Genomic DNA, 25,990 nt, shown 5'->3' on the forward strand with positions numbered 1-25,990 from the left:
TTTAGTTGAGGAGCTCTTATTCGAGTAACGTTCATTTGCACATCTCCTCAACCTGAATGAGATCAGGACTATCGTTGTTCTTATTAGCCTTATTAAGTACTGTCAGGCACGGCTTAACACGCTGTTGCCAATTGGCTTCATTAATCTCACCAACAATATGCTGACGAATGATGCCATCTCCATCCACAACAAAGGTTTCGGGCGCACCAGTTATGCCTAAGTCTAGAGCAAACTGACCCAATGAATCCTGAATAGACATAGAAAATGGATCACCGCCTCGGTTTAAGTAACTGAGCGCATTACCAATCTCATCCTTATAATTCACACCAACGATATCAACGCCGCGCTCTTCTAGTTGCATTAAAAACGGATGCTCAATAACGCAAGTTGGGCACCATGAGCCCCAAACATTAAGTAAAAACGGCTTATCCGGCAAATTATCATTGGTGATAGTACGGGTAGTATCTGCTAATAACGGCAGCTCAAAGGTAGGAACCGGACGCTCAAGAGCGGTATTGGTCACAATGTCTGTTGGTTTACCTAAGCGCATGTACAATATAACTACCAAACCAAAAAAGAGGATAAGCGGAATTAAGAACCATAGCTTCGTCTGCTTTTTTTTCATTGTCTTTGGGTTACGCTGCTTACTGTTTTGGCTATCTTTTTGCTCAGGAGTATTATTCGACATAGTCATTTATTTCTCCTTTAGTGTCGACATCGTCGATGCTGAGATTGCCTGTTCAATAGCTACCTCATTGACTCCATCAGTAGCCAGATCACCAGTAACTAGCAATGGAGCTTTAACTTTTTTGATGCGGTATCGTTTATCAAGCATGCTAATTAATCCACCTAGAGCCATGATAATTGCCCCTAACCAAATCCAGCGAATTAATGGTTTTACATAAATCCTTAATGCCCATTGGTTACTACCATCGGCAATAGGTTCGCCCAGTGCGACATAAACATCGCGCATAAGACTGGGGTCAATAGCAGCTTCAGTTGTTGGCATCGTGCTGATAATATAAGTACGCTTTTCTGGAGTCAGTTTCGCCACTTCACGACCGTCTTTGGATACCACCACTTGCGCTTGCGTTGCATCAAAGTTACTACCCTTTATTTCAAAAAATTCAGTTACTTCAAAATCGTAACCTTGAACATTGACTGTATCGCCAATACCCATTGCTACGTCACGCTCAATACTCAGGCTACTAGTAAAGGCTATGCCAATGACAGCAACCAATACGCCAATATGAGCAGTCTGTTGACCCCAATAGCTAAGACGCAGCTGACGCAGACCTTTAAAGAAATTAGGGGCGTTCTTGGTTTTGTCTCTAAAGTCAACGATCATCCATAGCAGTACCCAAAAGCTCACCGCTAAAGTCACGCCAATATTGAACATAGCAGATGGACTGGTAAAGTAGGCGATAATAGCAGCCAATACGATACTACTAGCGGCAATGGCGATACCCACCCCTAGTAACGGACGCTTATCTTGTTTCCAGCGAATATTAGAGCCCATACCCATAGCGATTAACAACAGCCATGTCAAAGGCACAAACAGCGCATTGAAGTATGGAGGCCCTACAGATACCTGACCGAGACTAAAGGCATCAGCGATAATAGGATAAAGTGTACCGAGCAATACCACGAGCGTTGCAATCAAGATAATAGCGTTATTAATGACTAAGAAAGACTCGCGCGAAACCAGCTGATACTGACTCTCAACCGTCAAACGCCAACCGCGAACGGCAAACATTAATAGACCACTACCGATGATAATGCCAAGAATAGCTAAGATGACCAAACCACGCGTCGGATCAGCGGCAAACGAATGCACTGAGGTAAGGACTCCGGAGCGTACCAGGAACGTGCCAAGCAAGCTTAAGGCAAAGGCGAAAATAGCCAGCATGATGGTCCATGCTTTAAACACCCCGCGCTTTTCAGTGACTGCTAATGAATGCAGCAATGCTAAGCCGACAAGCCAAGGCATAAACGAGGCGTTCTCTACCGGATCCCAAAACCACCAACCGCCCCAGCCAAGCTCGTAGTAGGCCCACCACGAGCCCAGTGCAATACCAATGGTCAAAAATCCCCAAGCCGCCAGCGCCCATGGACGTGACCAGCGTGTCCAAGCAGCATCTAAACGCCCTTCCCACAATGCCGCCATACAAAATGCAAAAGGCACTACCATACCCACATAGCCCATATATAACATGGGCGGATGAATAATCAGACCGAAATCTTGTAGGACAGGATTTAAATCAGCGCCATCGACCGCTAGATTGGGTAAGGTACGCTCAAACGGTGACGAGGTAAATATCAGCATTGTTAGCATCATTAACTGTACACCGGCCAAAATAACTAATACCCGCGCACGCATTGATAACGGCAAGCCGCGACTAAAGTATGATACCAGTGCACACCATGTGGCCATGATGGTCATCCATAGCAGCAAAGAGCCCTCGTGTCCGCCCCATGTCGCCGATAACTTATAGTACCAAGGCAACAGCGTATTGGAATGCTGCGCGACGTAACTGAGGCTAAAATCATTATAATAAAAACCTGCTATCAAAGCGCCAAATGACGTTATCATGGCGGCAAACTGTGCCCAAGCTAAGCTAGGGGCTAGTCGTTGCCAAGCAACTTGGTTACGAATAACACCAATAGTTGGCAGAATTACCTGCAATAACGCCAATACAAAAGCGGTAAGCAAGGCAAAATAGCCCAATTCTGTAATCAACATACGGTCTAACCTTATTTACTCTAATGCGGTTGCAGTTTACTGTAGCGGTGGAATTTTTATTATTAGAACCCACCCCCGAAATCTGCTGCTATCTCTAGTTTTTAATTGATTTCGAAGGGTTTTATTTAACTACTTTAGGCGGAGTTACCAGTGGAGGCGCGCCTTTAAAGCGCAGTAAACGTAACGCATTGAGAGTAACGAGCACTGTTGCTCCAGCATCAGCTAGAACCGCAATCCATAGTCCAGTAATGCCGAATACGGTCGTGATCAGAAAGACGCCTTTGAGACCTAAAGCGAAAATGACGTTCTGATGAATGTTGCGCATGGTGGCACGCGAAAGTGCAATCAGATGGGCCATGTCTGTAACACGACTTTTTAATAATGCGATATCGGCCGTCTCAATGGCCACATCGGTACCACCACCCATCGCGATGCCAACATCAGCGGTTGCTAGTGCTGGCGCATCGTTAATACCATCACCCACCATCGCTATTTTGCGGTTGTTCTTCATCTCGTTAAGCAAGCGCAGTTTGTCCTCAGGCAACAGCTCAGCTTCCCATTCCACGTCTAAATTACTGGCAAGTGCTTGAGCGGTTAAGCGGTTGTCGCCTGTTAGCATGACGGAGCGCACACCCATCGCTTTAAGTTGAGCCACACCTTCATGAGCGTCGTCTCGTAACTCGTCTCTTAGTGCGACCAATCCAAGCACTTCTCGACTTTGCTCATCGAAAAGAACTGAGACGGTCTTGCCCTCATTTTGCAGCGCCTCGATTTGTGCCTGTTGCTCGGCTGAAATTGATGCCTCATCTGCGGCATAAACAGGCGAACCGATAGCTAGCGCGCGCCCAGCGATAGTTGCGTGTACCGCTTTACCCGCAGTAGCAGAAGCTTTAGAAGCCACAGGTATGACAACTTTGGCGGCTTTGGCATGACTGACAATAGCTTCAGCAAGCGGGTGACTAGAACCTGTCTCCACACTGGCAAAGAGCGCCAATACCTTATCTTTACCTTGAGAACCCTGATCCTGAGAATCCTGACCTTGAACACTTGAATACTCTTGTGTAATGTCAACAACATCGGTCACGCGTGGTTTGCCTTCAGTTAAAGTGCCTGTCTTGTCAAAAGCGACTGTCTTCACTTGGCCGATGGTTTCTAAAGCACTACCGCCCTTGATCAGCAAGCCGCGGCGCGCACCGACCGCTAGACCAGAGGCGATAGCAGCTGGTGTTGAGAGCACAAGAGCACAAGGACAAGCGATCAATAATAAGGCTAGACCTCGATATAACCAAGTTGACCAATCTCCGCCCATGGTTAACGGTGGGACGATGATAATTAGGGCGGCAATAGCCATCACAGCCGGTGTATAGTAACGACTGAATTTCTCAATAAAACGGGCAGTGGGTGCTTTGGAAGCTTGCGCTTGCTCTACCAAATCAATAATGCGCGAAATAGTGTTATCGGCGGCTGTCTTTTCTACGCGCACTTGGAGCACACCATCGATGTTAATTGACCCTGCAAATACATTGTCACCCATCGTCTTGGCAACAGGAACAGACTCTCCCGTCACGGGCGAATCATCAAGGCTGGACGCACCTTGAACAATGGAACCATCAGCAGATACCCTATCTCCAGGACGCACCAGCACAAGGTCATTCACTTGTAGTGAAGTCGCTGGAACGTTACGCTGCCCACCTTGAGCATCAAGTAAAATCGCACTTTTCGGAACCAGCGATGATAAGGCTCTGATGCCAGCGCGAGCGCGATCAGCAGCGATACTCTCAAACAGTTCACCGATTGAGAACAAAAAGACAACCGCTGCGGCCTCTTCAGCTTCACCAATGATAAGTGCGCCAAGCACGGCGACGGACATCAGCGTTTCAATTGAAAAGAATGAACCTGTTTTAGCCAGTGCTAAGGCTTTGCGTGCAAATGGAAAAACGCCTACAATCACAGCGATGGCAAACACCCATATCCCATAAGCGGGGAACAGTAGTGACAGTGCATAAGCGCTGCCCATCAAAATACCGAGACCAACAACCTGTTTGCCTTTTTGAGTTTGCCACCACCGCTTATCCTGCGGAGCCATCTGATTGTCGCTGTCAATATCAATAGCCGATACAGTTTGTTGACCAGTATTGGCAGATATACCGAACCCTAGGCTTTTGATGGTTTTTTCAATATCACTAGCCTGAGTCGGCGCATCAGGGGCCAAGCTTAGCTCTAGCGTTTCTGTAGCAAAATTTAGCTCAACATCAGAAACCCCAGGCATACGTTTCAAAGCTGTTTCAATCTTGCCGATGCAACTGGCACAGTCCATACCTTCAATATGATATTTCATAATAATTTACCCTTTGAATAATGGTATTATGAACCCTCTAGTGGCTTTAGAGTCAAGGTTGTCTATCTACAGTTTTGTAAATTTAATTTCTCTAGCGCCAGTCTTTACAGCCACTTTAATTATTTAAATCATAGAGGTTGTTATGACAATCAAAATTGGTGAGCTCGCTAAACGCACAGGTGCCACAGTAGAAACCATTCGCTATTATGAAAAAGAGCGTTTATTACCCGAGCCTTTTCGTAGCGAAGGGAATTATCGTTTATATAATGAAGAGCACATTGAGCGTCTACAATTTATCCTACATTGCCGTACGCTCGATATGGCTTTAGATGATGTGCGAATCTTACTTGAATACTGGGAGTCGCCTGACAAGGACTGCGGCGATGTGAATAACTTGCTAGATGAGCACATTCATGCTGTGGAAATACGAATGGAAGAACTGATGCACTTAAAGCATCACTTGACCGTTTTACGCCAGAAATGTGCAAGTAGTGCACCAGCGTCATCATGTGGCATTTTAAACGCGCTTGTCGATAACTCCTGTCATGAGTAATGATATCAGTAGTGTTCATTTCTGACGGATCAAATCATGAAAGGTTAAATACGCCCTGATGTTAAGCACAAAAAAACCCAGCAATGATATTAAGATCACTACTGGGGTTGGAGGAAATAACAACTATGTTGTGCTGACTTATCAGGTCTTATTTATCATTCATAGCAAGGTAGATATTTCGATCTGATGCGGATGCGTCATCCACGTATTTTGAATCACGCCATGTGGTATAAGCATAGACACCACTGTATGGGCTGATGCTGTTCTGACGGAAATCAGAAATCCAGTTTTCGCCATCAAAGATTTGGATATGGCCATGTGGACGCTTTGATGAGCGATCATAGACAATAACATCACCTACTTGGGTTGGCATATCATTACTGATTTTGCTAAAACCTGCTTTATCAAGCGTGCCACGAGTGGCGTACTGATAGGCTGAAGGATTGGGGGTGAACTCATAACCTGCTGATTGTAGTGCTTTACGTACGTAACGGGCACAGTATCCAGAGCTACCAGATAGAGCCACTCGTGAAGCACGAGCAGCAGCGATAGCGGGGGCTGAATTGCTATCAGGAACTGTATTGACTTGCTGCTGTTGTTTTTCAGCGTATAAGCGGCTGTTTAATGATGAAAGCCGACTCTCTTTTTGCTTAGCCTGCGCACTTAGGTTGCTAATAGCTTGACTGATTTCGTCATTACTAGAAACATAAGCACCACTGCTAGTGCTATAGATGTTTTTTGATGAACCGTAGTTTGATGCCACAGAAGTATTGGTGATGGTATTATTTGTTTGAGAGATTGTGATAGCAGCACCACTCGTTTGTGCTATGCCCATACCCAGTACTGACAAAATCAATAAAGCCTGTTTCATAAATCTAATACCTACGGTTAATTCAAAATGGTCTGTTATCAACAACAGCGCAGTCAATTAAATTTCAACAACTCAAGTATATATACGTCATAGTGACTGATACTTCTGCTGCATATTATTCATATAAAAAATGATTATTGGCGATCACAGCATCATTGAAGTCTTACGAAGCTGTTGCAAATCAAGCTGCTGGCCAAAACACAAAGCCGACTTTAGCATAGGCTGTTTAGCCTGTCATCACCCTTAAAAACCCCAAAAATACTTTTTTGATGTTGAAAAAATTGCTAATATTCCACATTTTACAATGTAAGTTTGTGTAACATATACAGAATATAGCTGACTAAATTGACAACAATTTCTACTGTTTTATAAGTAAAAAAACGTCTGAGGGTTAAATCTAAATTACAGATTTAACCCTCAGACGTTTTTTTATTGATGAAGTAATTACCCTATATAGGGTCTAACTAATTATTAAGATAATATAATAATTTATAATATTAATATAGATGTTAATTCCCTACTGGCTTATGTAATATTACGTAATTGTTTCGATACATCCTGTATATTCTTGTATTAACCCTTAATTATTTATCTATTTTAAGGGTTAATAACCGATAAATCCGCTTACATTGTCATCAAAAGTTACAAATTCAAAGTTGTTTTTGCTTTTAAAGTCGCAATAGCTAATGATTTTTTTGATGAAGAATCATTTTATAAGCAATAGAACAGTCTTATACCTGCCTCATTTACTTTTAACGCTAACACTATAATCAAAGTATTCTTAACTGCTAACACACTATAATTGCTGCTCTACCGATTCAATATCAGCATAAACTTGGGTCGTCCCGTCTTTATTGAGCTGCATAACCTGATAGGGCATGAATTTATTTTGATACTCCATACCTGGGCTACCAACAGGCATGCCAGGTACGGCAAGACCCATAGCTTGTACTGGCGGATTTTCTAAGAACTGCGCCATATACTTAGCAGGTACATGACCTTCAAAGACGTAATCATCAGTAGTGACTACAGTATGGCAAGAACGCATCTCAGTTGGAACGCTGTAGCGCTCTTTAAATACGGCTAAGTCCGCAACATCTTGCGCGGTTGCACTTAGACCATTATCTTCTGCATGACTTATCCATTCTTTACAGCAGCCGCAATTGGCATCTTTATAGACCGTAGCTGAGACGTTTTTTAGTAGGTCTGGTTTACTTACTGACCTTGTCATCATGTGAGCACTTATAGCTGTTGCATTTTCGGTTGTTACTGATGTTGTGTTTGCATCAGATACGCCACTACTCGGTTGGCTACAAGCAAATAGTGATGAGGCGGCAAGTAACACCAGCGTACCACGCAACCCCTTAGACAGATGACGATTGAATATAAGACTGGATTTTATTTTTAAGGGGGTCATAGTGCTCTCTCATGTACTGTAAATATTGTGAGCTATAGAAGGTCAAGTAACACTTCATATCGTTTGGTAATGTAGCATAATAACCCATCAAACGGGGTACGTAAATTTATACATTGAGCAGTGCGGACTGGTATCATAAGCAGTTTTTATTTTGAAATGCTGCCTGTAGTATTAACGGGTCTATCTGAGTTTTGGATTTTGATTAAAAATTCAAGGCTCATAATTTTGGATAATTTGCGATGCACCTGTCTACTATTAGTCTACAAAAGCGTTTGAGTACTCACTTAAATCAATTACCGCTATGGCTTACGCTAGTAGCAGCATGGCTTGCAGGGGCTATTTTTTTATTTGCATTATCGCCTTATGGGTTCTGGCCGCTAGCAATAGTGTCACCAGCGATTTTATATGCGCTGTTGGTGCCAAATATGAGTGGTCGTCGCGCTTTTATTATCGGTGAAGCTTACGGTATGGGGCTATGGTGCGTCGGCGGCTTTTGGCTCTATACTGCTATCCATGATTATAGCGATACACCAACGTGGCTCGCATTGATTATGATTGCATTGATGGGTCTCGGTATGGGACTATTTCATGGATTGTTAGCACTAGTCTTTAACCGTATGGTAGGCAAACAACCCTTTTCATTTGCTGCTCTTTGGGTGCTACAAGAATGGTTAAAAACTTGGTTATTCACAGGCTTTCCGTGGCTGTTTGTTGGTTATGCATTTACTGAAGAGTATTGGTTATCGTCCTTAGCACCCGTTGCTGGTGTTTTTTCCGTCTCTTTTGTTGCCATACTATTGGCTGCAAGTTTAGTAGAGCTACTGCTTCGGCGCAGTAGTTATGCCATCGTTTCTGTACTGTTATTAGCCATTAGCACATCATTATGGCTGGTCAATCCGCAATGGACAAAACCTAAGGGCACACCTGATCTGTCAGTGTCATTGATTCAAGGTAATATTTCACAAGATATAAAGTGGCTGACTAAGTATCAAGTAGAAACGCTAAAGATTTATGCGAAGTTAACACGCACTGAGTGGGGACGTGATGTTGTGGTGTGGCCTGAATCATCTATTCCTATGTTTCAGGATGAGGCTGCGGGCTTTATTAGTGAAATGATAGAAATGGCTAATGCGACCAATACGACATGGATAACTGGTATCCCTTATAAGGATAAAGCGGCATTCAATGCCAGTACGGATAAGTATCCCCCATTTTACAATAGCGTGATTGCTCGAGGTGTAGAAGCGGAAGGCCTATACAAGAAGCAGCGTCTAGTGCCTTTTGGAGAGTATATTCCATTTGAAGGCGTGCTCGATATTTTCCCAAGTTTGGCCGGTAGTCAGGATATTAAGAGCTATAGTCGTGGTAGTGATCAGCAGTCACCTCTAAAGGTGCGTGGACACAATATAGGGACGGCTATCTGTTATGAGGTAGCTTATCCAGATACCACGCGTAAAAATGCTATCGATACTGAATTTTTGTTGACCGTCTCTAACGATGCCTGGTTTGGCACTTCAGCAGGACCATTGCAACATTTGCAAATGGTACAAATGCGCGCGCTTGAGAACGGGCGCTGGTTTATTCGAGCGACCAATACTGGTGTTACCGCTATCATTAACCATAAAGGTCGTATTGTAAAACGCGCACCGCAGTTTGAGCGTACTGTACTACGTGGTGAGATACAGGCACGGGTTGGTAACACGCCCTTTATGCTTATGGGAAATTATCCTATCTTGATAATAATAACCTTGTTATTACTACTAAGCTATTTTGGCAAAGGTCTAACCACACTTAGAAGACGAGGGTAATAGTAAACTTAATCATAATAATTTAATCAGTGTAAGTTTTTTATTTTTTCTAGGTAACGTTCTCACGCACGTAAATATAAAAGTTTTAAACTATTGACCCCTGCCGTCAAATCCGTATACATAAACTTGGGAGATTTTAATTACGCAGCTTGACGATAATAATCAAACCACACCTGTCTTGGCGATTGATAGCCCAAACCCTTTTGAATCCTCGTCTGATTGTAGTACAGCTCGATATAACTGATAATATCATTGATGGCTGTGAACCTTGTTTTATAGTCTTGATGATATACCAGCTCATTCTTTAATGTGCCCCAGAAGCTTTCTATCGGAGCGTTATCGAAACAGTTGCCTTTGCCGCTCATTGAGCCTATAAATTGATGCTGCTTAATGGTCTTGTGGTAGGCGTGACTGCAATACTGACTGCCTCTGTCTGAATGAACGATTAGCCCTTTGCTTGGACGTTTATTCTTGATGGCCATATTTAGTGCTTTGCAAACTAAATCTGCGGTCATACGCTTGTTAATAGCGTAACCGACAAGCTCTTTGGTGTATAAGTCTTTGACCCCTGCTAAGTACAGCCAACCCTCATTCGTCCAGATATAGGTGATGTCGCTGACCCACGACTCGTTAGGGCGCTTAGCATCAAACTTCTGATCCAGTACGTTTGGATAGACCAGCTTGTTGTGATTGGAGTCGGTGGTGACTTTAAAGCGCTTATGACGACGACATTTAATGCCGTGTTGCTCTTTGATGCTTCTTACCATATACAGGCTAATGTTATGGCCTTGCTCGCTTAGATGAGCATGCAGTCGATCTGCGCCATAACGTTCTTTCGTTTCATTGTGAGCCGCTTTAACCAGTAATTCAGACTGGTTGCGATGTATCTGTTGGTCGCTGAGATCACGACTTAGCCAGTCGTAATAGCTTGATGGCTTAACCCTTAACACACGGCACATAGTGGTGATGCGAAAGAGGAACTGGTTGTCTTTGATAAAGGCGTACCTGACTAGCTGTTTCTCGCGAAGTACGCCGTCGCCAACTCGAGCATAGCTCTCCCCTTGCGTCGGGGCGAAGCAGTGCTTCGCTTTATCCCTCCTCATTTAGTATTTCGCGTTCCTCTTCAGCCACTTTGAGCTGTCGCTTTAGGCGTTTTACCTCTTCAAGCGCACTCATAAGTTCAGGGTCATACTGCTTTGTTCCTACAAGCTTGCCTTGATTGGCTTTGTTCTGCCAGTTGGATAGCGTTTGCATGGCGATGCCAAGTTGCTTTGCGGTCGCTGAAATATTGCCGTTGTTATCCGCTATCTTCTTGACGGCCTCGGCTTTAAATTCGTCACTGTAGGTTCTTACTTTCTTGGTCATGGTAAACTCCTGTCAATACGCTTAGTTTACCAAGTTTATCTCTACGGTTTCTTCAGCATAGCTCACCATGATTTTGTATCCCTTAATAGTATATTGTAGTATGTTGTATATAATATAACCCCAGTTCGGGATAAGGGCTCAAAAAAAAGATAAAAAAAGAAGTCCGAAGTTGCTAAAGTAAGTTTACCAAGACAAACTTCACAACAAGGACTTCTTACATGGACAACCTAACCGAACTATACTGCCATATTGACGACTTTTATCAGCAATTCAAACCTGAGTTTGACGCTCATTTAATCGCAACGGGCCGTCAACGGCTAAGAGAATGCCAGATAAGTGTAGCAGAGATTATGACCATCTTGGTACTGTTTCATCAACGGCGGTATCGACAGTTTAAGGCGTTTTACTACCATCACATGCTTGGCATGATGAAACGGGAGTTTCCAAATCTGCCGAGCTACTCGCGATTTATAGAGCTTATACCGCGCAGTATCATGCCACTGTGCAGCTACTTGCAAAGCATGATGGGCGACTGTACGGGTATCAGCTATATTGATTCAACCAAGATAGCAGTTTGTCATAACAAACGTATCTACCGTCATAAAGTCTTTGAAGGACTTGCAACCCGAGGCAAAAGCAGCATGGGCTGGTTCTATGGCTTTAAGCTGCACGCCATTATCAATCATAAGGGCGAGCTTGTATCTGTTAAAGTCACTGCGGGTAATACGGATGACAGAGTGCCTGTTAAGGATATGGCAACGTCTTTATTTGGAAAACTATTTGGTGATAGAGGCTATATCAGTAAAGCCCTAAACGAGTGGCTCACAAAACACAGTGATACCACGTTGATAACCAAACTTCGGCGTAATATGAAACCCCAATTACTTGAGCCGATGGATGAGGCACTACTCAATCATCCACTCACGCCATCGTAGTGTCACGGGTTTTATTACAAACTTGCTGTCAGGTTTGATTGCTTATTGCTGGTTTCCCTATAAACCCACCATCAAAAATATGCCTCAGCAGGGACAGGTAGCCACATTGTAAATAGTATCAATGAGTTACAATGTGGCTTATCCCGAACTGGGGTTGTAAATAGACAAGTCCATACAGACAGTGAATTGGTCAATTCGAATATTGGAAATAATAGGTAGCCCTTCATGTCCCTTAAGAGCGCAGAAAAGTCTCCGTCATTAACGCAAAATAAATCGTCGAAAAAATCTTATCTGTTGGCGTTCGCTTTCAGCGCGGGTTCATTATTGACAGGGCTAGCAGCGACTGGGCTGACGGCCGTGCCAGTGGCATCGCAAGCGGCAGGATTGGGCGATTTATTTAGCAGTGATAAAAGCGCGACCCAACCGAAATTTTTGCCTGTTGATGAAGCGTTTCAAGTTAGCAGTAGCAGCAAACCGACCAATAATGGCACGCGCTTAGCCATTAACTTTGACATTACGCCTGAGCACTATGTTTATAAAGACCAAATTAAGCTAACGTTGCCTGCTGGCGTGAGCGCTGCACCTTTTAGCTTTAGCCAAAAGCCTATCTCCATAGATGATCCGACCTTTGGTCAAGTATTGGTCTTTGACCAAGCCAATATGGTTGCTACTACCATTTTGAGTAGTAGTAATGGCAAGGCGATAAATAATGCCGCTGTAACGATAGGTTGGCAAGGCTGTGCCAAAGCGGGTCTATGCTATCCACCGGAGAAAATAAAAACCACGGTCAATATTGCTGCTGCGTCACAATCGGCAGCCAATAGTTCAAGTAGTACTGCTACAGGTTCTGCGAGCAATAACAGCAATGTAGAAACTGCGCAAGCCTCTACAGATGGGACAGTTACCAATAGTCTTGCTACAGAGCAAACTACGCCAGATGACGAGGTGATTGATTATGCATTGTTAGATGACGAAGCGTTAGATGCAGAGCTTGGTGCAATCAATACCATCTCTGGAGCCGATGAAGAAGTGGTAGGCGATAATGTCACAAGTGAAGCAGCGAACAATGACGCTGTCATAAATAATGCTGCTGCAACAAACAATACCGTTGTCGTTGATAACGCCATTAATAGTGACCCTTTTGGCTTAGCTTCGCATCCGTGGTTGGCATTGGTGTTATTGTTCTTGGCAGGGTTGGTCTTGGCATTGACGCCATGCGTGTTACCGATGCTACCGATTGTTGCCAATATCGTCGCGCGTGAAGACAATCCAACGGTAAAACGCGGTGTTATTTTAACGACCAGCTACGCTATTGGTGTTGCCATCGCTTATGGTATTTTAGGCGCGGTCATTGCGGTATTTGGCGAATCGTTAGGCATTATCGGTTGGCTACAAAATCCGATTATTTTAATTGGGTTTGCCATCGTTTTTGTCTTATTAGCCCTTTATATGTTGGGCGTATTTAGCATTCGTCTGCCAAGATTCATCAGTAGTAAAATGCAGGGTCTAAGCCAAGCGGGGGATAGCAAACTTGGTAGTACGGGTGGCAGTTTAATTGCGGGATTCTTATCGGCGCTCGTGGTATCGCCATGCGTTTCGGCACCCTTATTTGGGGCGCTGCTTGCCGTATCAACGATTGGAAGTCCATTACTTGGCTTTGCCGCTTTATTTATGCTCGGTTTTGGTTTATCGGCGCCGCTTATCTTAATTGGCGCGACCCAAGGTAAAATCATGCCAAAAGCAGGCGAGTGGATGAATTGGGTCAAGCAGGGCTTTGCTTTGCTGCTGTTTGCCGTGGCGTTGTTATTAATTGAACGCGTCTTTATCTCGCCTGTGATGCTGATAGTTTGGGCCCTGTGGTTTATGGTCGTGGCGATGTGGGCATGGAGCTGGCTAGGCAAAGGTCGAATGTTGACCCAAGCATTAAGCTTAATCTCTGGTATTTGGGCGACGTGTTTAATCGTCGGCGCCGCATTGGGCAATGACGACAGCTTACATCCGCTCGCGTCATTAAGCGCAGCTCCGATGATGCAGACGACTGCTGGTCAACCAGCCATGAGTAATGCAACCGATAAGACGGTCACGACACTCGCTGAACTAGACACTATTGTCGCCGCTAACCCTAAAGTGCTGGTCGATGTCACTGCTGAATGGTGTATCGAGTGCCGGATTATGGATAAAAACTTATTTCATAATCGCCCGGCGCAAATGCAAGATTGGCAATTGGTCAGACTTGATATCACGGAGACTACGGCTGATTCAAAAGCAATCTTAGCGCGTTATAAACTATTTGGTCCGCCAGCATTGCTGTATTATCAAGACGGGCAATTGGTCAATCAGCAAGTGGGTGAAATCGGGCGCGCAGCGTTTGAGCAAACCTTAACCGCGCTAAATTAATCGTTTAAATGTAGATAAATTCCACATCATTTCTACCCATTAAAAAGCCAACGTCCTTTGATAATAGGACGTTGTCTTTTTCAATCTTACTAAATAGCCTTTTTAATATAGACGCTAAATCCTTGGTTTAACGTTATTTATTACTATTCATTTAACTACTTACCTTATTATTTACATCAGTATTTGCTCGCAATAACGCTAGTATAGTGCCCTTATTTTCATTACAATAAAGCAACATTGCTAAAGGCGCATTACCACGAGTAATGGCTACCTTGCACGTCCATATTTATTGATTTTCTTTAGTTCTTATTCTAACCCCAGTTCGGGATAAGGGCTCAAAAAAAAGATAAAAAAAGAAGTCCGAAGTTGCTAAAGTAAGTTTACCAAGACAAACTTCACAACAAGGACTTCTTACATGGACAACCTAACCGAACTATACTGCCATATTGACGACTTTTATCAGCAATTCAAACCTGAGTTTGACGCTCATTTAATCGCAACGGGACACCAAAGGTTAAGAGCATGCCAGATAAGTGTAGCAGAGATTATGACCATCTTGATACTGTTTCATCAATTACGTTATCGACAGTTTAAGGCGTTTTACTACCATCACATGCTTGGCATGATGAAACGGGAGTTTCCAAATCTGCCGAGCTACTCGCGATTTATAGAGCTTATACCGCGCAGTATCATACCACTGTGCAGCTACTTGCAAAGCATGATGGGCGACTGTACGGGTATCAGCTATATTGATTCAACCAAGATAGCAGTTTGTCATAACAAACGTATCTACCGTCATAAAGTCTTTGAAGGACTTGCAACCCGAGGCAAAAGCAGCATGGGCTGGTTCTATGGCTTTAAGCTGCACGCCATTATCAATCATAAGGGCGAGCTTGTATCTGTTAAAGTCACTGCGGGTAATACGGATGACAGAGTGCCTGTTAAGGATATGGCAACGCCTGTGTTTGGCAAGGTGTTTGGTGATAGAGGCTACATCAGTAAAGCACTAAACGCGTGGCTCACAAAACACAGTGATACTAGGCTGATAACGAAACTTCGGCGTAATATGAAACCCCAATTACTTGAGCCTATGGATGAGGCACTACTCAATCATCGCTCTTTGGTTGAAACGGTGTTTGGGGAGCTGAAAAACTTGTGTCAGATTGAGCATTCACGCCATCGTAGTGTCACGGGTTTTATTACAAACTTGCTGTCGGGTTTGATTGCTTATTGCTGGTTTCCCTATAAGCCCACCATCAAAAACATGCCTCAGCAGGGACAGGTAGCGACATTGTAAATAGTATCAATGAGTTACAATGTGGCTTATCCCGAACTGGGGTTACTAATAGGTAAACGTTTGGCGGCAAACTGCGCCCATGCCAAACTCGGTGCCAAACGCTGCCAAGCAACATGGTCACGCATAACGCCTATCGTTGGTAATACCACCTGCAAAATCGCCAAGATTAAGGCGGCTAGCAAGGCAAAATAACCCAATTCTGTGATTAACATACGGTCTAACCCTGTTTACTCTAATATGATTTAAGCTCACTGTAACGGTTGGATTTTTATTATTGGAAACTATTGAAATTTACTGCTATCTCTAGCTCCAATTGTTTTCGAAGTGTTTTGAAAAGCGTGCCGAAAGTAATAGACAATCATAAATATACAACCATCTTTTGTTAGGTAAGAAGAATATTGAATTAGTTAACCGGACTTATAACAGCCTAATGCCATCTAAATAAGACCTAGACGATCACACCTGAAAGACAGGCGCGAATCCACCGCCTGGCGTACGGAAGTTAGTCACCTGACCTTGATACACACGCGCAGCAGGTAGTAACAGTTTTCCGCCATACGTATAAAGACGTATATCTACCTTTCTTGTTGTTACGATGTCATCAATTTTGAGTGATCTCTCTCCTGCAGGGACAAAGGTCTGTGCGATATAATCTTCATCCAGAATGTTTTCGAAGACGCGTCGAGTCAGTTTGCTACCGCGATAAACGCCTTTGCTTCCATGACCAGCAACTGGCTTAAAAAACAGTTGCCGCCGAGTAAGCCACAACTCTGCTGCATCGTCTCTTGATACAATCTTAGTCCTCGGTACAGACCTTTCGAGGCACTCCACTGCAGCCTCATCCAGACCCCAAGAGCGCAATATTTGGGAGTCTGATAGCAATGTCAGGTTTTGCTTATTGGCCAACATAGCATGTACGCGGGGATTGGGTGTCACTACCACAGCACCCTCTAAATAAGCCTGCTTAAGCAATACATGGTCAGGGTCCTCAAATGCAAAGTCGACAAGCCGATTGTAAATCATATCGATTTTCTGGCCATGGGCTGTTAACGTACCGTCGATATACTCGAGTTCAGAGGGATCAAGTATCACAGTATCAATACCTCTAGCTTGGAGCAGTTGACAGGCTAACTCAAACTCTAAGAACATGAACTGACTCTCGGGGTCATTGTCCACAATGGCTATCCGATTGGGCATAGCAAAAGCGGACTGTCGCTGCCATTCCTGTTTGAACATGTCAAACACTGCTTCCTCGAACCTATCTAGCATTTGATTGGTTGCAGCGCTTTGCTCTGAGGGGTTGCAACAGCGTTTTTGTGCGCGAGCGAGCAACACATTCAGAAATGCGCCACCGGCATTAGTATTGACCTCGATGAGCTGAGGTCCATCGCTACCCAAGTGAAAGTCATAACCCATGAGGGCCCCTATTGGGCCTGGGTCGAAAGCAGCTATTTCTGGTGCCCACGACAGCACTTGCTCTTGATACAATGGCAGTTCGGCAGCTGACTCGATAGCCCTGACGATTCGCTCCATCGCCTCTATCTCTGTTTTGGGAACGAACACGGGTGTTGCTGAAAAAAGCTTATTAAGCTCGTTCGCTCCTATTAGATTGTTTCTAGTTTCTACCAATTGATCTTGAAGGCTTGTATTAAGCGCTTTACGATCAAGGGTAATGCAGTAGCACTCTTGGTTAAGTCGATTTGCAAGACCGTCATTTTTTTCGTTGTTATTAGTTGGGTGTTCCATTTAGAGTCCGTCGCTAAGTAGAGTACTCACGCTGACATACTCTAGTAAAAAGTAAAAAGTAAAAAGTAAAAAGTAAAAAAGGTTCTTGGCGTGTTTAAGTAGTGCTAGCTACTTTCTAATGTTTCATTCCCTGAGACTAAATCATTATTTCGTTCATTTTTAATTAATATCTTTGCTAAGAGTAAACCCAGCTCAAATAATAGCCACATAGGAATCGCCAACAACAGCATTGATACACCATCAGGCGGTGTCACTACCGCGGCGATCCCAAAACAGCCGACTATGATATAACGACGCTTATCTTCTAAAATTTGAGTAGAAACGATTCCGGCCATTATCAGCAATAAGGTAACCACTGGAATCTCAAAAGTCAGTCCAAACACCATAAATAGCTTGAGGGCAAAGCTCAGATAACTGTCAATATCGGTCATTGGTATAACGTTCTGCGGAGCGAACATAATAAAAAATTTCAATACCCCTTTGAGTACGACAAAGTAGGAAAAAGCAACACCAGCATAAAATAGAAATATCGAAGATAGCAGTACAGGAATGGCAATTTTCTTCTCTTTTTTATAATAGTATTAATAAAGACAGTCTGACATCAAATGAGACATAAATCTAAGAATCGGCGTTGGTCACTGTTATGGCGAACTATTTTTTTACTGACATTGTTCGTTATTATCTCTCAGGTTATTATCTACGCATGGGTTCAGCGCTCTGTGAGTGGACACTTTGAGCAAATGGACTCAGAAATCCTTACTCATGCAGCTTTTAACCTGCGCAAACGTATGGTTAGTTTGGAAGATCACATAGAACTATTCACAGTATCAAAGTCGCAAGCGCTAATTGATGCCAATCATCTACATTCTTCTTGGCTGGATTATGATTTAAAAACCTTAGTATCAGATAAAAATGGCAAATTATTATCCAGCGATCCCAGTAATTTCATCAATGATCTACCGGCAGATTTTAGCTTGTTACAACTATTGCAGGACTATCGCGATCAGCAGTTTATGATCAAGATAAATAATAGGCATTACCGAGCCATTATCATTACACATCAAGAGGTTTTGGCATTTATTGCTCTACCTATCGATGTGCATAATCAATATCTTATCCAGTTTAATCGCCAGCTGAGCTTGATACTTATCGCCATTACCTTATTATTGGTTTCAGTAGCAGCACTAAGTGTACACTGGGGTTTTGCTCCCCTAGCTACTATCGTACAAAAGATGAAAGGCATTAATCTTCAAAGGTTAGATGAAAGAATTGTGGTTGGCGATATGCCGTTAGAATTACGTCCACTAACGGAGTCTTATAATTCTATGATGGTCAAGCTTGAAAGTAACTTTGAATCATTATCACGGTTTTCAGACAATATCGCCCATGAGCTACGTACGCCAATAGCGACGCTGAGTACGCAAACGCAAGTCATGTTAACTAAGCCAAGAGAAAGCGACGAATACATTGAGCAATTGCATCATCAGCATGATACGTTAAAGCAGTTATCCGCCATGATTAACGATATGTTATTACTGGCAAAAACTCAAAAAGAGCTGAGTGATTCGCAAATCAGTCATGTCGATATAGAGAGCTTGATCACAAAGCTTATAGATTATTATGAGATGATTGCTGAGGATCGTGAGATAATCTTTGAAAAATCGGGTGATTTTAAAACAGTACTAGGTGATAAAGGCTTATTGCAACGGCTGTTTGCCAACCTGATGTCAAATGCGATTTATTATGCGGCTAGTAATAGCACTATTATGATATCCGCTACTGTCCTCACTTCAAGCACCTCGCTTAATGCGCCAAAAGACGATATTCAATCCCCAGAGCAGCTCTGGTTAAGAATAACTATGACCAACCGTCTAGACAAACCATTAAATCAGATTGAAGCCGATAAACTGTTTGAGCGATTCTATCGTCATGATAAAACGAATACGATGCATTCAGGAACAGGCTTAGGCTTATCTATTGTGCAAGCTATCGCCAATGCTCATAATGGCAAAGTTAGTATTACTATCAAAGATGAGTGTCTTTTTGAGGTTGCTGTAAAGTTGTTGATTGCCAGGTAGTAAATACCTTCATACTGTCTATGAACCGCTCAGATTAGATCGAAGGCGAGTTTACTTGGAAGGTCTCTCTATCCATAAGATGAGATTCTGACTTGCGATAGTTGTACTTTTCAATTGTTGGACAAAAAATTTCTTATATAAGCCTATTTCATACATTCTATTACCAATAATTATGGTGCCTTTATGATGATTCATCCTCAGTATGATCCCGTAGCGCTTTCCTTGGGTCCATTGGAAGTGCACTGGTATGGGCTAATGTATTTGCTAGCCTTTGCTGCCGCTTACGGTTTGGCTTGGTATCGCAGTACCAAACGCGACAATTGGACCACCGACATGGTCTCTGACTTAGTCTTTTATGGCGCGCTTGGTGTCATCTTAGGCGGTCGTATTGGCTATGTGCTGTTTTATCAGTTCGGTGAATTACTCCAAAACCCTGCCTATATATTAAAAGTCTGGGAAGGCGGTATGTCTTTCCACGGCGGCTTTATCGGCGTCATGCTAGGTATGTGGTTCTTTGCCCGTAAATATAAAAAGACTACCTTTCAAGTATTCGATTTTATCGTTCCTTGTGTACCAACCGGCTTACTGTTTGGGCGTATCGGCAACTATATCAATGGCGAATTATGGGGTCGCGTCTCAGACGGTGGCTATAACTGGCTGACCTACTTTCCGCAAGCCGCGGCGTTTGATATGGAGCAATTACAGAGCAATCCACAATTGCAAGAATTGATGATTGAAGTCAATGGTCAATACATATTGCCTCGTCATCCATCACAGCTATATGAAGCCTTTGCCGAAGGTCTGCTGCTATTTATATTCTTATGGTGGTATTCATCAAAACCACGTCCACGTATGGCCGCCTCCGCTGTATTCTTACTAGGCTATGGCATCAGCCGCTTTATCATTGAATTCTTCCGCCAGCCAGATGCTGACCAAGGATTCATATTATTAGGTTGGATGACCAAAGGGCAAATCTTAAGCGCGCCGATGATTATCGCCGGCTTAATCATGCTGATTTATGCTTACAAACGCGGTATTTATGATTGGGGTAAGCAGTCTGCATATTAGAAATAAGTGTCGAGGTGCATGAACAAATAAATATAAATGCAGTTCTAACAAGATACATTCCATTTGCAGAATTAATACCTATGTTAGTACAAGGATTTTTATTCCTAAACCTAATTTTTTCATCAGATAGTGGAACTTCAAAAGCTAAAAATAAATTTGGATATGTAACTTTTTATGTCAATGTAACCTATTTTAGATGTTATCTGTCTTTAAAATAACCAATTTCTTAGAAATTAATACAAGGAACTACATGATGTATCGCAACAATTACGTAAGATTACATAGTTCCTTAGCGAATTAAAATTCATATTGACACTATAAATTAGTATATTATTTTAATAATTGGTTAAACCCTATATAGCATAATTACTTCACCCACTAAAAAAACGTTTGAGGATTAAATCTAAATTAAGGATTTAATCCTCAAACGTTTTTTTCTGCTTATCAAACAGGAGATATTGTTGTCAGGTTGGTCAGCTATATTCTATAAATGTTACACGAAATTACATTATAAAATAACCCCACTCTCAACTTCGAAAGTGATTGAAAAAAGAAGAGCACCTCACTAATCTATTGTTTTCGACCAAGAATACAATGGAGTCATGAGATGCCCATAGACGAATTTATCATCAATATCTATTTAATGGTAGAGCAATATTACAAAATAGTCGTCACCAAACCCTTGCGAAGTGCAGGTTACGCACCAAAGTTGAGTGATCCTGAGATCATTTGCATGGAGATGGTCGGTGAATTTTTACACCTAGATCAAGACAAACAAATTTGGCAATACTTTACCCAGCATTGGCAAGACTGGTTTCCAGCCATCGGCTCATACCCTAACTTCGCAAAGCACTGCGCCAATCTGTGGCAAGTCAAACAGCAGATACAAGATAAAGTCAGTGAACTCGAGGGCCGTGACAACATCCATTTTATGGATGGTTTTCCGATACCCGTCTGTCATTATGGACGCGCTTATCGGCATAAAAACTATCAAGACTTAGCGGCTTTTAGCTACTGTGCGGCTAAGCAAGAGAGGTACTATGGCTTTGAAGGACATTTGCTTGTTAACTTATCGGGCATGATTAAAGGCTTTACCTTTGCTCCTGCCAATGTTGATGAAAGAGCCGTTGCCCCAGAAATCACCACTCATATTCATGGGCTACTTGGCGCTGATAAAGGGTATATCAGCCCTAGTCTGACATCGTACTACGACGCTCAAGGCGTGGATTTACAAACGCCACTCAGAGCTAACATGAAAGAGGATAGGCCCAAACCTGTGGTAAGACGGCTGATGAAAGCCCGCCGTATCGTTGAAACAGTCATTGGTCAGCTATCAGAACGATTTAATATACAAAGGGTACGAGCAAGAGATTTATGGCATTTGTCTCATCGATTGATTCGTAAGATTCTTTCACACAATCTGTGCTTTGTACTCAACAAAAAACTTGGTAATCCGCCTCTTCAGTTTGATTTGCTTATTTCAAGTTGAGAGTGGGGTAAAATAGGTATTTTTTATCATTTTATAAGCTTAAAAAGAGCTTTTATCAGATTTTTATTAGTGATGACATGCTTTACAGCCTATGCTAAAGTCCGATTTGTGTTTTGGCTAACAGTTTGACTTCCAATAAATTTATAAGGTTTTAGCGAAATCGTTGATAATGCCGGCCGCTTATGGAATAAGGGTTTGCAGCATAATTATTAGTCACCACAATGTGTATATTCTTGAGTTGTTGAGATTTAATTGACTGCTCTGTTATGGGCAACAGACCATTTTGAATTAACCGTAGGTATTAGATTTATGAAACAGGCCTTATTGATTTTGTCAGTACTGGGTATGGGCATAGCACAAACGAGTGGTGCTGCTATCACAATCTCTCAAACAAATAATACCATCACCAATACTTCTGTGGCATCAAACTACGGTTCATCAAAAAACATCTATAGCACTAGCAGTGGTGCTTATGTTTCTAGTAATGACGAAATCAGTCAAGCTATTAGCAACCTAAGTGCGCAGGCTAAGCAAAAAGAGAGTCGGCTTTCATCATTAAACAGCCGCTTATACGCTGAAAAACAACAGCAGCAAGTCAATACAGTTCCTGATAGCAATTCAGCCCCCGCTATCGCTGCTGCTCGTGCTTCACGAGTGGCTCTATCTGGTAGCTCTGGATACTGTGCCCGTTACGTACGTAAAGCACTACAATCAGCAGGTTATGAGTTCACCCCCAATCCTTCAGCCTATCAGTACGCCACTCGTGGCACGCTTGATAAAGCAGGTTTTAGCAAAATCAGTAATGATATGCCAACCCAAGTAGGTGATGTTATTGTCTATGATCGCTCATCAAAGCGTCCACATGGCCATATCCAAATCTTTGATGGCGAAAACTGGATTTCTGATTTCCGTCAGAACAGCATCAGCCCATACAGTGGTGTCTATGCTTATACCACATGGCGTGATTCAAAATACGTGGATGACGCATCCGCATCAGATCGAAATATCTACCTTGCTATGAATGATAAATAAGACCTGAGAAGTCAGCACAACATATTTATTGCTTTTCTCCAACCCAGTAGTGATCTTACTATCATTGCTGGGTTTTTTTGTGCTTAACATCAGGGTGTATTTAACCTTTCATGATTTGATCAGTCAGAAATAGACACTACTGATATCATTACTCATTACAAGAATTATCGGCAAGCGCGTTTAAGATGCCACATGATACCGCTTGTGCACTACCTGCACATTTCTGGCGCAAAACTGAGAAATTTTTGGATTGCTAGCATTACAAGACAAATTACGAAACGACGCTCATGAAGATGTGGCTTAGCTCAAAGCGTATGGGTAAACCACCCCGAGTTCGTCGTACTCTCTAAGACTGTTTAGTCTCCGAAAACCTGAGGCGGTTCAGATGGTTTTTTGAGAGATTATGACACTCTCAAAGCGATTTGAAGTACTTGAGAAAGTTGATTATGATAGCACCTAAAGATTTACCAGAGTCATATCGAAAGACTAAACAAAAAAATGCCTCTGGGAGTTGACTCCTAGAGGCATTTAGTTTTTAATGTAGCTAACGGTTACAGAGTGCGTCAACACCCTGTAACGAACAAATAAGCATACGCAGTGCGTTATTTGAACAGCATTAAATGCCCGTGTAGGTGCATTTTATCCAAAAACTGCTTTCATATCAACCTTATTCACTATACATTTTAAAAACTGCTTGTTCGCTCGTTACATCCTTGTGCTGCTCTCTTTGTACCCGTTACCCGTCAAATGGGTGGCAGGCCTCGGCGACGACTGCGTTTGACATAAGGGTGAGCTCCCTACAGGGGTGACTAGACAAAGGATCAGAGCAACGCAATGAGTGGTTACTCGTGCATATCGTAGCGGTATATTGGGTTTAGGCCCTTGCTAGCGTATGACAGCACAGTAGCGGTTAAGAGCGTGTCTAGGCGGTGCTATCAGCCGTAATCTTAACAACCGTAGCTTGATACAGTGATACGGTCTTGATGACGCGATGGGCGATGAAGTCGGCATGACTAATCACATCAAATCCAAGGAATGCACTAAAGCGATTGTGAGTATTTTATCTACTCATAATCGCTTTAGGGTGAGTGTTCCTTGAAATCTGCTCAAGGCTCCAAAATCAGCATAAATTCACTTAGGCTAATTTAAGTAGTATATAGCCCACTCGGCTATATACTATAAGAGTCCAGAGAAAAATTTAGAATAGTTATTATACAGCAGTCACTTATTCAGTGAGTCGATATTGTCATGGTTGATTCATAAGCTTAGTGTGAATAGAACGAGATCTATGCCTTGGGTAAACTACCTCCCAAACTTATAACTGTTCTTTATCTTGAAATCCTAATTAAACTGAAACCTCGAATACTTTTATTTAGTCAGCATCCAAAGTATTATCTTTGTTTTGAATAAGTATTAGAGCATCTTGTGCTTTCTTAAGTTGATCTTGTAACAGAGTCACTTGTTCCTGCTTTGATAAATGACGGCTTGATAGCTCGCTATATTGTTTATTCAATACGCTATGCTCGGCTTCAAGCTTAGCCTGAGTTTGAGTCAGCTGATTATTAAGTCCTGATAGCTTGTCACGTTCAGCGGTGACTGCCTTTAACTCTCCTTTGATCTCTGCGGTAGCCGTTTGTATATCATTCCGCTCAGTGGTGACTGCCTTTAGCTCTGACTTAGTATTTTTAAGTTCAATCTTTAAACGTGCAATCTCTGCCTTATCACTATCAGCTGTGGCTTTAAGCGTGGCTACCTCACCAAGACTGCTAGTCAGCTCTATAGATTGCTTATCTAATGCATTACTCACCTCTGCAAGCTGTGATTGCGCGGTCTTAGCCTTAGTGCGTTCAAGCTCTAATTCATGCCTAGTATCTAATAGCGTCTGTTTGGTAGCGTCATGGTCAGCTGTGGCTTGCTGTGCGCTTTTAGTTGCTGTTTCCGCAGTGCCGGTCACCTCGTCCAGTTGCTGTAGTAAATCCGCTTGTTCCCCCTCCAAGGTCTTAACCGCTTCTTGCGCTTCGTCCATCTCTGCTTGTGCCTTGATCTTAACCACCTCTAAAGCTTCACGCTCTTTAGACAATCTATCGTTAGCCATATCAATAGCCGTCTGCCACATATCAGCCCCAAGCGTGTGCAAGCGTTCTGTGATACCACTAGGTAAGTCTACTTGCTGTAGCTCTTGCTCTTCTTGCTGTTCTCGCTTCCAGCTTTGCATAGCATCACTGATAGTCGTGAATGATCCACCGCCTAGCGCCTTACGCACCTCTGCCAGTGTCGGCTTAACCCCTTGCTCTTGTAATTGGTCTGCTGCTGCATGAATATCTTGTATCGTGAGTGCCATGATTTTGTATCCCTTAATAGTATATTGTAGTATGTTGTATATAATATACAATATACAACATACTACAATATAGAATGTAAAAAAACCCCAAGTAATCTTGAGGTCATGTGCTTGTTATTTAATGCCTAGTGATCGGTTAGGTATTCTTCTAGGGCATCGTTGATCATGTCTTGATAGTTACCGCCTGTTTGCTTAGCTCTGTCCTTGAATTTGGCAAGGATACTTGGGCTAATGACACTGGTTTCCGTAGACAACGCTTGAGATTTGATACTGCCACGGATCGCGCCTGACCAGTCGGTGACTTCTGGAATGTCCGATAAATCAATGTCGTCATCGCTAAGCGTGGCTAGATGCTCTGAATCTGCTTACTACTTAGCAGTTAGTGGCGGTAATTCGTCTATTTTATAGCTAACCTTGCTCATAATACTCCCTACTAAATCCTATAATATGCCTTGCATAAGAGACCGCACGAGTTCACTATCATCGACTCCCTTTGATGTGTGCGTCACAAG

At 42.8% G+C, this 25,990-nt stretch carries 17 protein-coding genes and 3 pseudogenes; 9 read left to right on the forward strand and 11 right to left on the reverse strand.

The genetic code is table 11. The annotated features are described in order from the left end of the window. Positions 1–31: 31 nt before the first annotated feature. The 3 genes from JMW85_RS06050 to JMW85_RS06060 form a co-directional block, all read right to left on the reverse strand. The gene (locus JMW85_RS06050) at positions 32–694 is read right to left on the reverse strand and encodes a DsbE family thiol:disulfide interchange protein (RefSeq protein WP_011513682.1); all 663 of its coding nucleotides are present in this window, start codon (positions 692–694) and stop codon (positions 32–34) included. Beyond that, on the reverse strand, positions 695–2,743 hold the full coding sequence (locus JMW85_RS06055) for a heme lyase CcmF/NrfE family subunit (protein ID WP_201581197.1): 2,049 nt from the start codon (positions 2,741–2,743) through the stop codon (positions 695–697). 121 nt (positions 2,744–2,864) lie between these two features. Next, positions 2,865–5,081: a heavy metal translocating P-type ATPase gene (locus JMW85_RS06060; protein ID WP_058368778.1), complete on the reverse strand. Its 2,217-nt coding sequence runs from the start codon at positions 5,079–5,081 to the stop codon at positions 2,865–2,867. A gap of 142 nt (positions 5,082–5,223) precedes the next feature. Here JMW85_RS06060 and cadR point away from each other — a divergent pair, with 142 nt between their 5' ends. Beyond that, positions 5,224–5,634 (forward strand): Cd(II)/Pb(II)-responsive transcriptional regulator, encoded by a 411-nt coding sequence (cadR, locus tag JMW85_RS06065; RefSeq protein WP_007394845.1) that lies wholly within the window; start codon positions 5,224–5,226, stop codon positions 5,632–5,634. 148 nt (positions 5,635–5,782) lie between these two features. Here the strand turns inward: cadR and JMW85_RS06070 are convergent, their stop codons facing one another. Together JMW85_RS06070 and JMW85_RS14390 are read right to left on the reverse strand one after the other, a co-directional pair. Next, on the reverse strand, positions 5,783–6,505 hold the full coding sequence (locus JMW85_RS06070) for a CHAP domain-containing protein (protein ID WP_011513678.1): 723 nt from the start codon (positions 6,503–6,505) through the stop codon (positions 5,783–5,785). A 796-nt stretch (positions 6,506–7,301) separates the two neighbouring features. Next, positions 7,302–7,922, reverse strand: a complete 621-nt coding sequence (locus JMW85_RS14390; protein WP_201581198.1) for a DUF411 domain-containing protein — start codon at positions 7,920–7,922, stop codon at positions 7,302–7,304. Positions 7,923–8,161: 239 nt separating this feature from the next. On the opposite strand from JMW85_RS14390, the gene lnt reads away from it, so the two are divergent. Further along, positions 8,162–9,730: an apolipoprotein N-acyltransferase gene (gene lnt / locus JMW85_RS06080; protein WP_201581199.1), complete on the forward strand. Its 1,569-nt coding sequence runs from the start codon at positions 8,162–8,164 to the stop codon at positions 9,728–9,730. 140 nt (positions 9,731–9,870) lie between these two features. Here lnt and JMW85_RS06085 read toward each other — a convergent pair. Next, a pseudogene (locus JMW85_RS06085) lies at positions 9,871–11,095 on the reverse strand (IS3 family transposase). A gap of 218 nt (positions 11,096–11,313) precedes the next feature. On the opposite strand from JMW85_RS06085, the pseudogene JMW85_RS06090 reads away from it, so the two are divergent. The 3 genes and pseudogenes from JMW85_RS06090 (at position 11,314) to JMW85_RS06100 (ending at position 15,724) form a co-directional block, all read left to right on the forward strand. Continuing rightward, a pseudogene (locus JMW85_RS06090) lies at positions 11,314–12,142 on the forward strand (IS982 family transposase). Between the two features lie 113 nt (positions 12,143–12,255). Then, complete coding sequence (locus tag JMW85_RS06095) at positions 12,256–14,427, forward strand: cytochrome c biogenesis protein CcdA (RefSeq protein WP_201581200.1); 2,172 nt, start codon at positions 12,256–12,258, stop codon at positions 14,425–14,427. A gap of 415 nt (positions 14,428–14,842) precedes the next feature. Then, positions 14,843–15,724, forward strand: coding sequence for an IS982 family transposase (locus JMW85_RS06100; protein WP_201581201.1), 882 nt, complete (start codon positions 14,843–14,845; stop codon positions 15,722–15,724). Between the two features lie 26 nt (positions 15,725–15,750). Here JMW85_RS06100 and JMW85_RS06105 read toward each other — a convergent pair whose 3' ends face one another. The 3 genes and pseudogenes from JMW85_RS06105 to tatC all read right to left on the reverse strand — a co-directional run. Beyond that, the gene (locus tag JMW85_RS06105; RefSeq protein WP_011959996.1) at positions 15,751–15,936 is read right to left on the reverse strand and encodes a hypothetical protein; all 186 of its coding nucleotides are present in this window, start codon (positions 15,934–15,936) and stop codon (positions 15,751–15,753) included. 244 nt (positions 15,937–16,180) lie between these two features. Beyond that, positions 16,181–17,470, reverse strand: coding sequence for a hypothetical protein (locus tag JMW85_RS06110; protein ID WP_133104934.1), 1,290 nt, complete (start codon positions 17,468–17,470; stop codon positions 16,181–16,183). Between the two features lie 104 nt (positions 17,471–17,574). Beyond that, a pseudogene (gene tatC / locus JMW85_RS06115) lies at positions 17,575–18,045 on the reverse strand (twin-arginine translocase subunit TatC); the annotation flags it as partial. Positions 18,046–18,075: 30 nt separating this feature from the next. Between tatC and JMW85_RS06120 the strand changes: the two are divergent. The 4 genes from JMW85_RS06120 to JMW85_RS06135 all read left to right on the forward strand — a co-directional run bounded on the left by JMW85_RS06120 (position 18,076) and on the right by JMW85_RS06135 (position 23,137). Then, positions 18,076–19,548: an ATP-binding protein gene (locus tag JMW85_RS06120; RefSeq protein ID WP_201560986.1), complete on the forward strand. Its 1,473-nt coding sequence runs from the start codon at positions 18,076–18,078 to the stop codon at positions 19,546–19,548. Between the two features lie 183 nt (positions 19,549–19,731). Next, on the forward strand, positions 19,732–20,616 hold the full coding sequence (gene lgt / locus JMW85_RS06125; protein WP_011959981.1) for a prolipoprotein diacylglyceryl transferase: 885 nt from the start codon (positions 19,732–19,734) through the stop codon (positions 20,614–20,616). A 607-nt stretch (positions 20,617–21,223) separates the two neighbouring features. After that, positions 21,224–22,105: an IS982 family transposase gene (locus JMW85_RS06130; RefSeq protein WP_201580713.1), complete on the forward strand. Its 882-nt coding sequence runs from the start codon at positions 21,224–21,226 to the stop codon at positions 22,103–22,105. A 309-nt stretch (positions 22,106–22,414) separates the two neighbouring features. Continuing rightward, positions 22,415–23,137: a CHAP domain-containing protein gene (locus JMW85_RS06135; protein WP_011513678.1), complete on the forward strand. Its 723-nt coding sequence runs from the start codon at positions 22,415–22,417 to the stop codon at positions 23,135–23,137. 1,372 nt (positions 23,138–24,509) lie between these two features. Here the strand turns inward: JMW85_RS06135 and JMW85_RS06140 are convergent. Both JMW85_RS06140 and JMW85_RS14395 read right to left on the reverse strand, forming a co-directional pair. Beyond that, on the reverse strand, positions 24,510–25,478 hold the full coding sequence (locus JMW85_RS06140) for a DNA-binding protein (protein WP_025652670.1): 969 nt from the start codon (positions 25,476–25,478) through the stop codon (positions 24,510–24,512). A 125-nt stretch (positions 25,479–25,603) separates the two neighbouring features. Beyond that, positions 25,604–25,732 carry a BrnA antitoxin family protein gene (locus JMW85_RS14395; protein WP_143007432.1) on the reverse strand — a complete coding sequence of 43 codons (129 nt, stop codon included), beginning with the start codon at positions 25,730–25,732 and terminating at the stop codon, positions 25,604–25,606. Between the last annotated feature and the right edge of the window lie 258 nt (positions 25,733–25,990).

It is taken from the genome of Psychrobacter glacincola (assembly GCF_904846075.1).
Classification (GTDB): domain Bacteria; phylum Pseudomonadota; class Gammaproteobacteria; order Pseudomonadales; family Moraxellaceae; genus Psychrobacter; species Psychrobacter glacincola_C.

Coding starts and splice junctions, on each gene's coding strand:
- JMW85_RS06050 (WP_011513682.1), bottom strand. CDS start 694: ATGACTATGTCGAATAATACTCCTGAGCAAAAAGATAGCCAAAACAGT.
- JMW85_RS06055 (WP_201581197.1), bottom strand. CDS start 2,743: ATGTTGATTACAGAATTGGGCTATTTTGCCTTGCTTACCGCTTTTGTA.
- JMW85_RS06060 (WP_058368778.1), bottom strand. CDS start 5,081: ATGAAATATCATATTGAAGGTATGGACTGTGCCAGTTGCATCGGCAAG.
- cadR (WP_007394845.1), top strand. CDS start 5,224: ATGACAATCAAAATTGGTGAGCTCGCTAAACGCACAGGTGCCACAGTA.
- JMW85_RS06070 (WP_011513678.1), bottom strand. CDS start 6,505: ATGAAACAGGCTTTATTGATTTTGTCAGTACTGGGTATGGGCATAGCA.
- JMW85_RS14390 (WP_201581198.1), bottom strand. CDS start 7,922: ATGACCCCCTTAAAAATAAAATCCAGTCTTATATTCAATCGTCATCTG.
- lnt (WP_201581199.1), top strand. CDS start 8,162: ATGCACCTGTCTACTATTAGTCTACAAAAGCGTTTGAGTACTCACTTA.
- JMW85_RS06095 (WP_201581200.1), top strand. CDS start 12,256: ATGTCCCTTAAGAGCGCAGAAAAGTCTCCGTCATTAACGCAAAATAAA.
- JMW85_RS06100 (WP_201581201.1), top strand. CDS start 14,843: ATGGACAACCTAACCGAACTATACTGCCATATTGACGACTTTTATCAG.
- JMW85_RS06105 (WP_011959996.1), bottom strand. CDS start 15,936: ATGTTAATCACAGAATTGGGTTATTTTGCCTTGCTAGCCGCCTTAATC.
- JMW85_RS06110 (WP_133104934.1), bottom strand. CDS start 17,470: ATGGAACACCCAACTAATAACAACGAAAAAAATGACGGTCTTGCAAAT.
- JMW85_RS06120 (WP_201560986.1), top strand. CDS start 18,076: ATGAGACATAAATCTAAGAATCGGCGTTGGTCACTGTTATGGCGAACT.
- lgt (WP_011959981.1), top strand. CDS start 19,732: ATGATGATTCATCCTCAGTATGATCCCGTAGCGCTTTCCTTGGGTCCA.
- JMW85_RS06130 (WP_201580713.1), top strand. CDS start 21,224: ATGCCCATAGACGAATTTATCATCAATATCTATTTAATGGTAGAGCAA.
- JMW85_RS06135 (WP_011513678.1), top strand. CDS start 22,415: ATGAAACAGGCCTTATTGATTTTGTCAGTACTGGGTATGGGCATAGCA.
- JMW85_RS06140 (WP_025652670.1), bottom strand. CDS start 25,478: ATGGCACTCACGATACAAGATATTCATGCAGCAGCAGACCAATTACAA.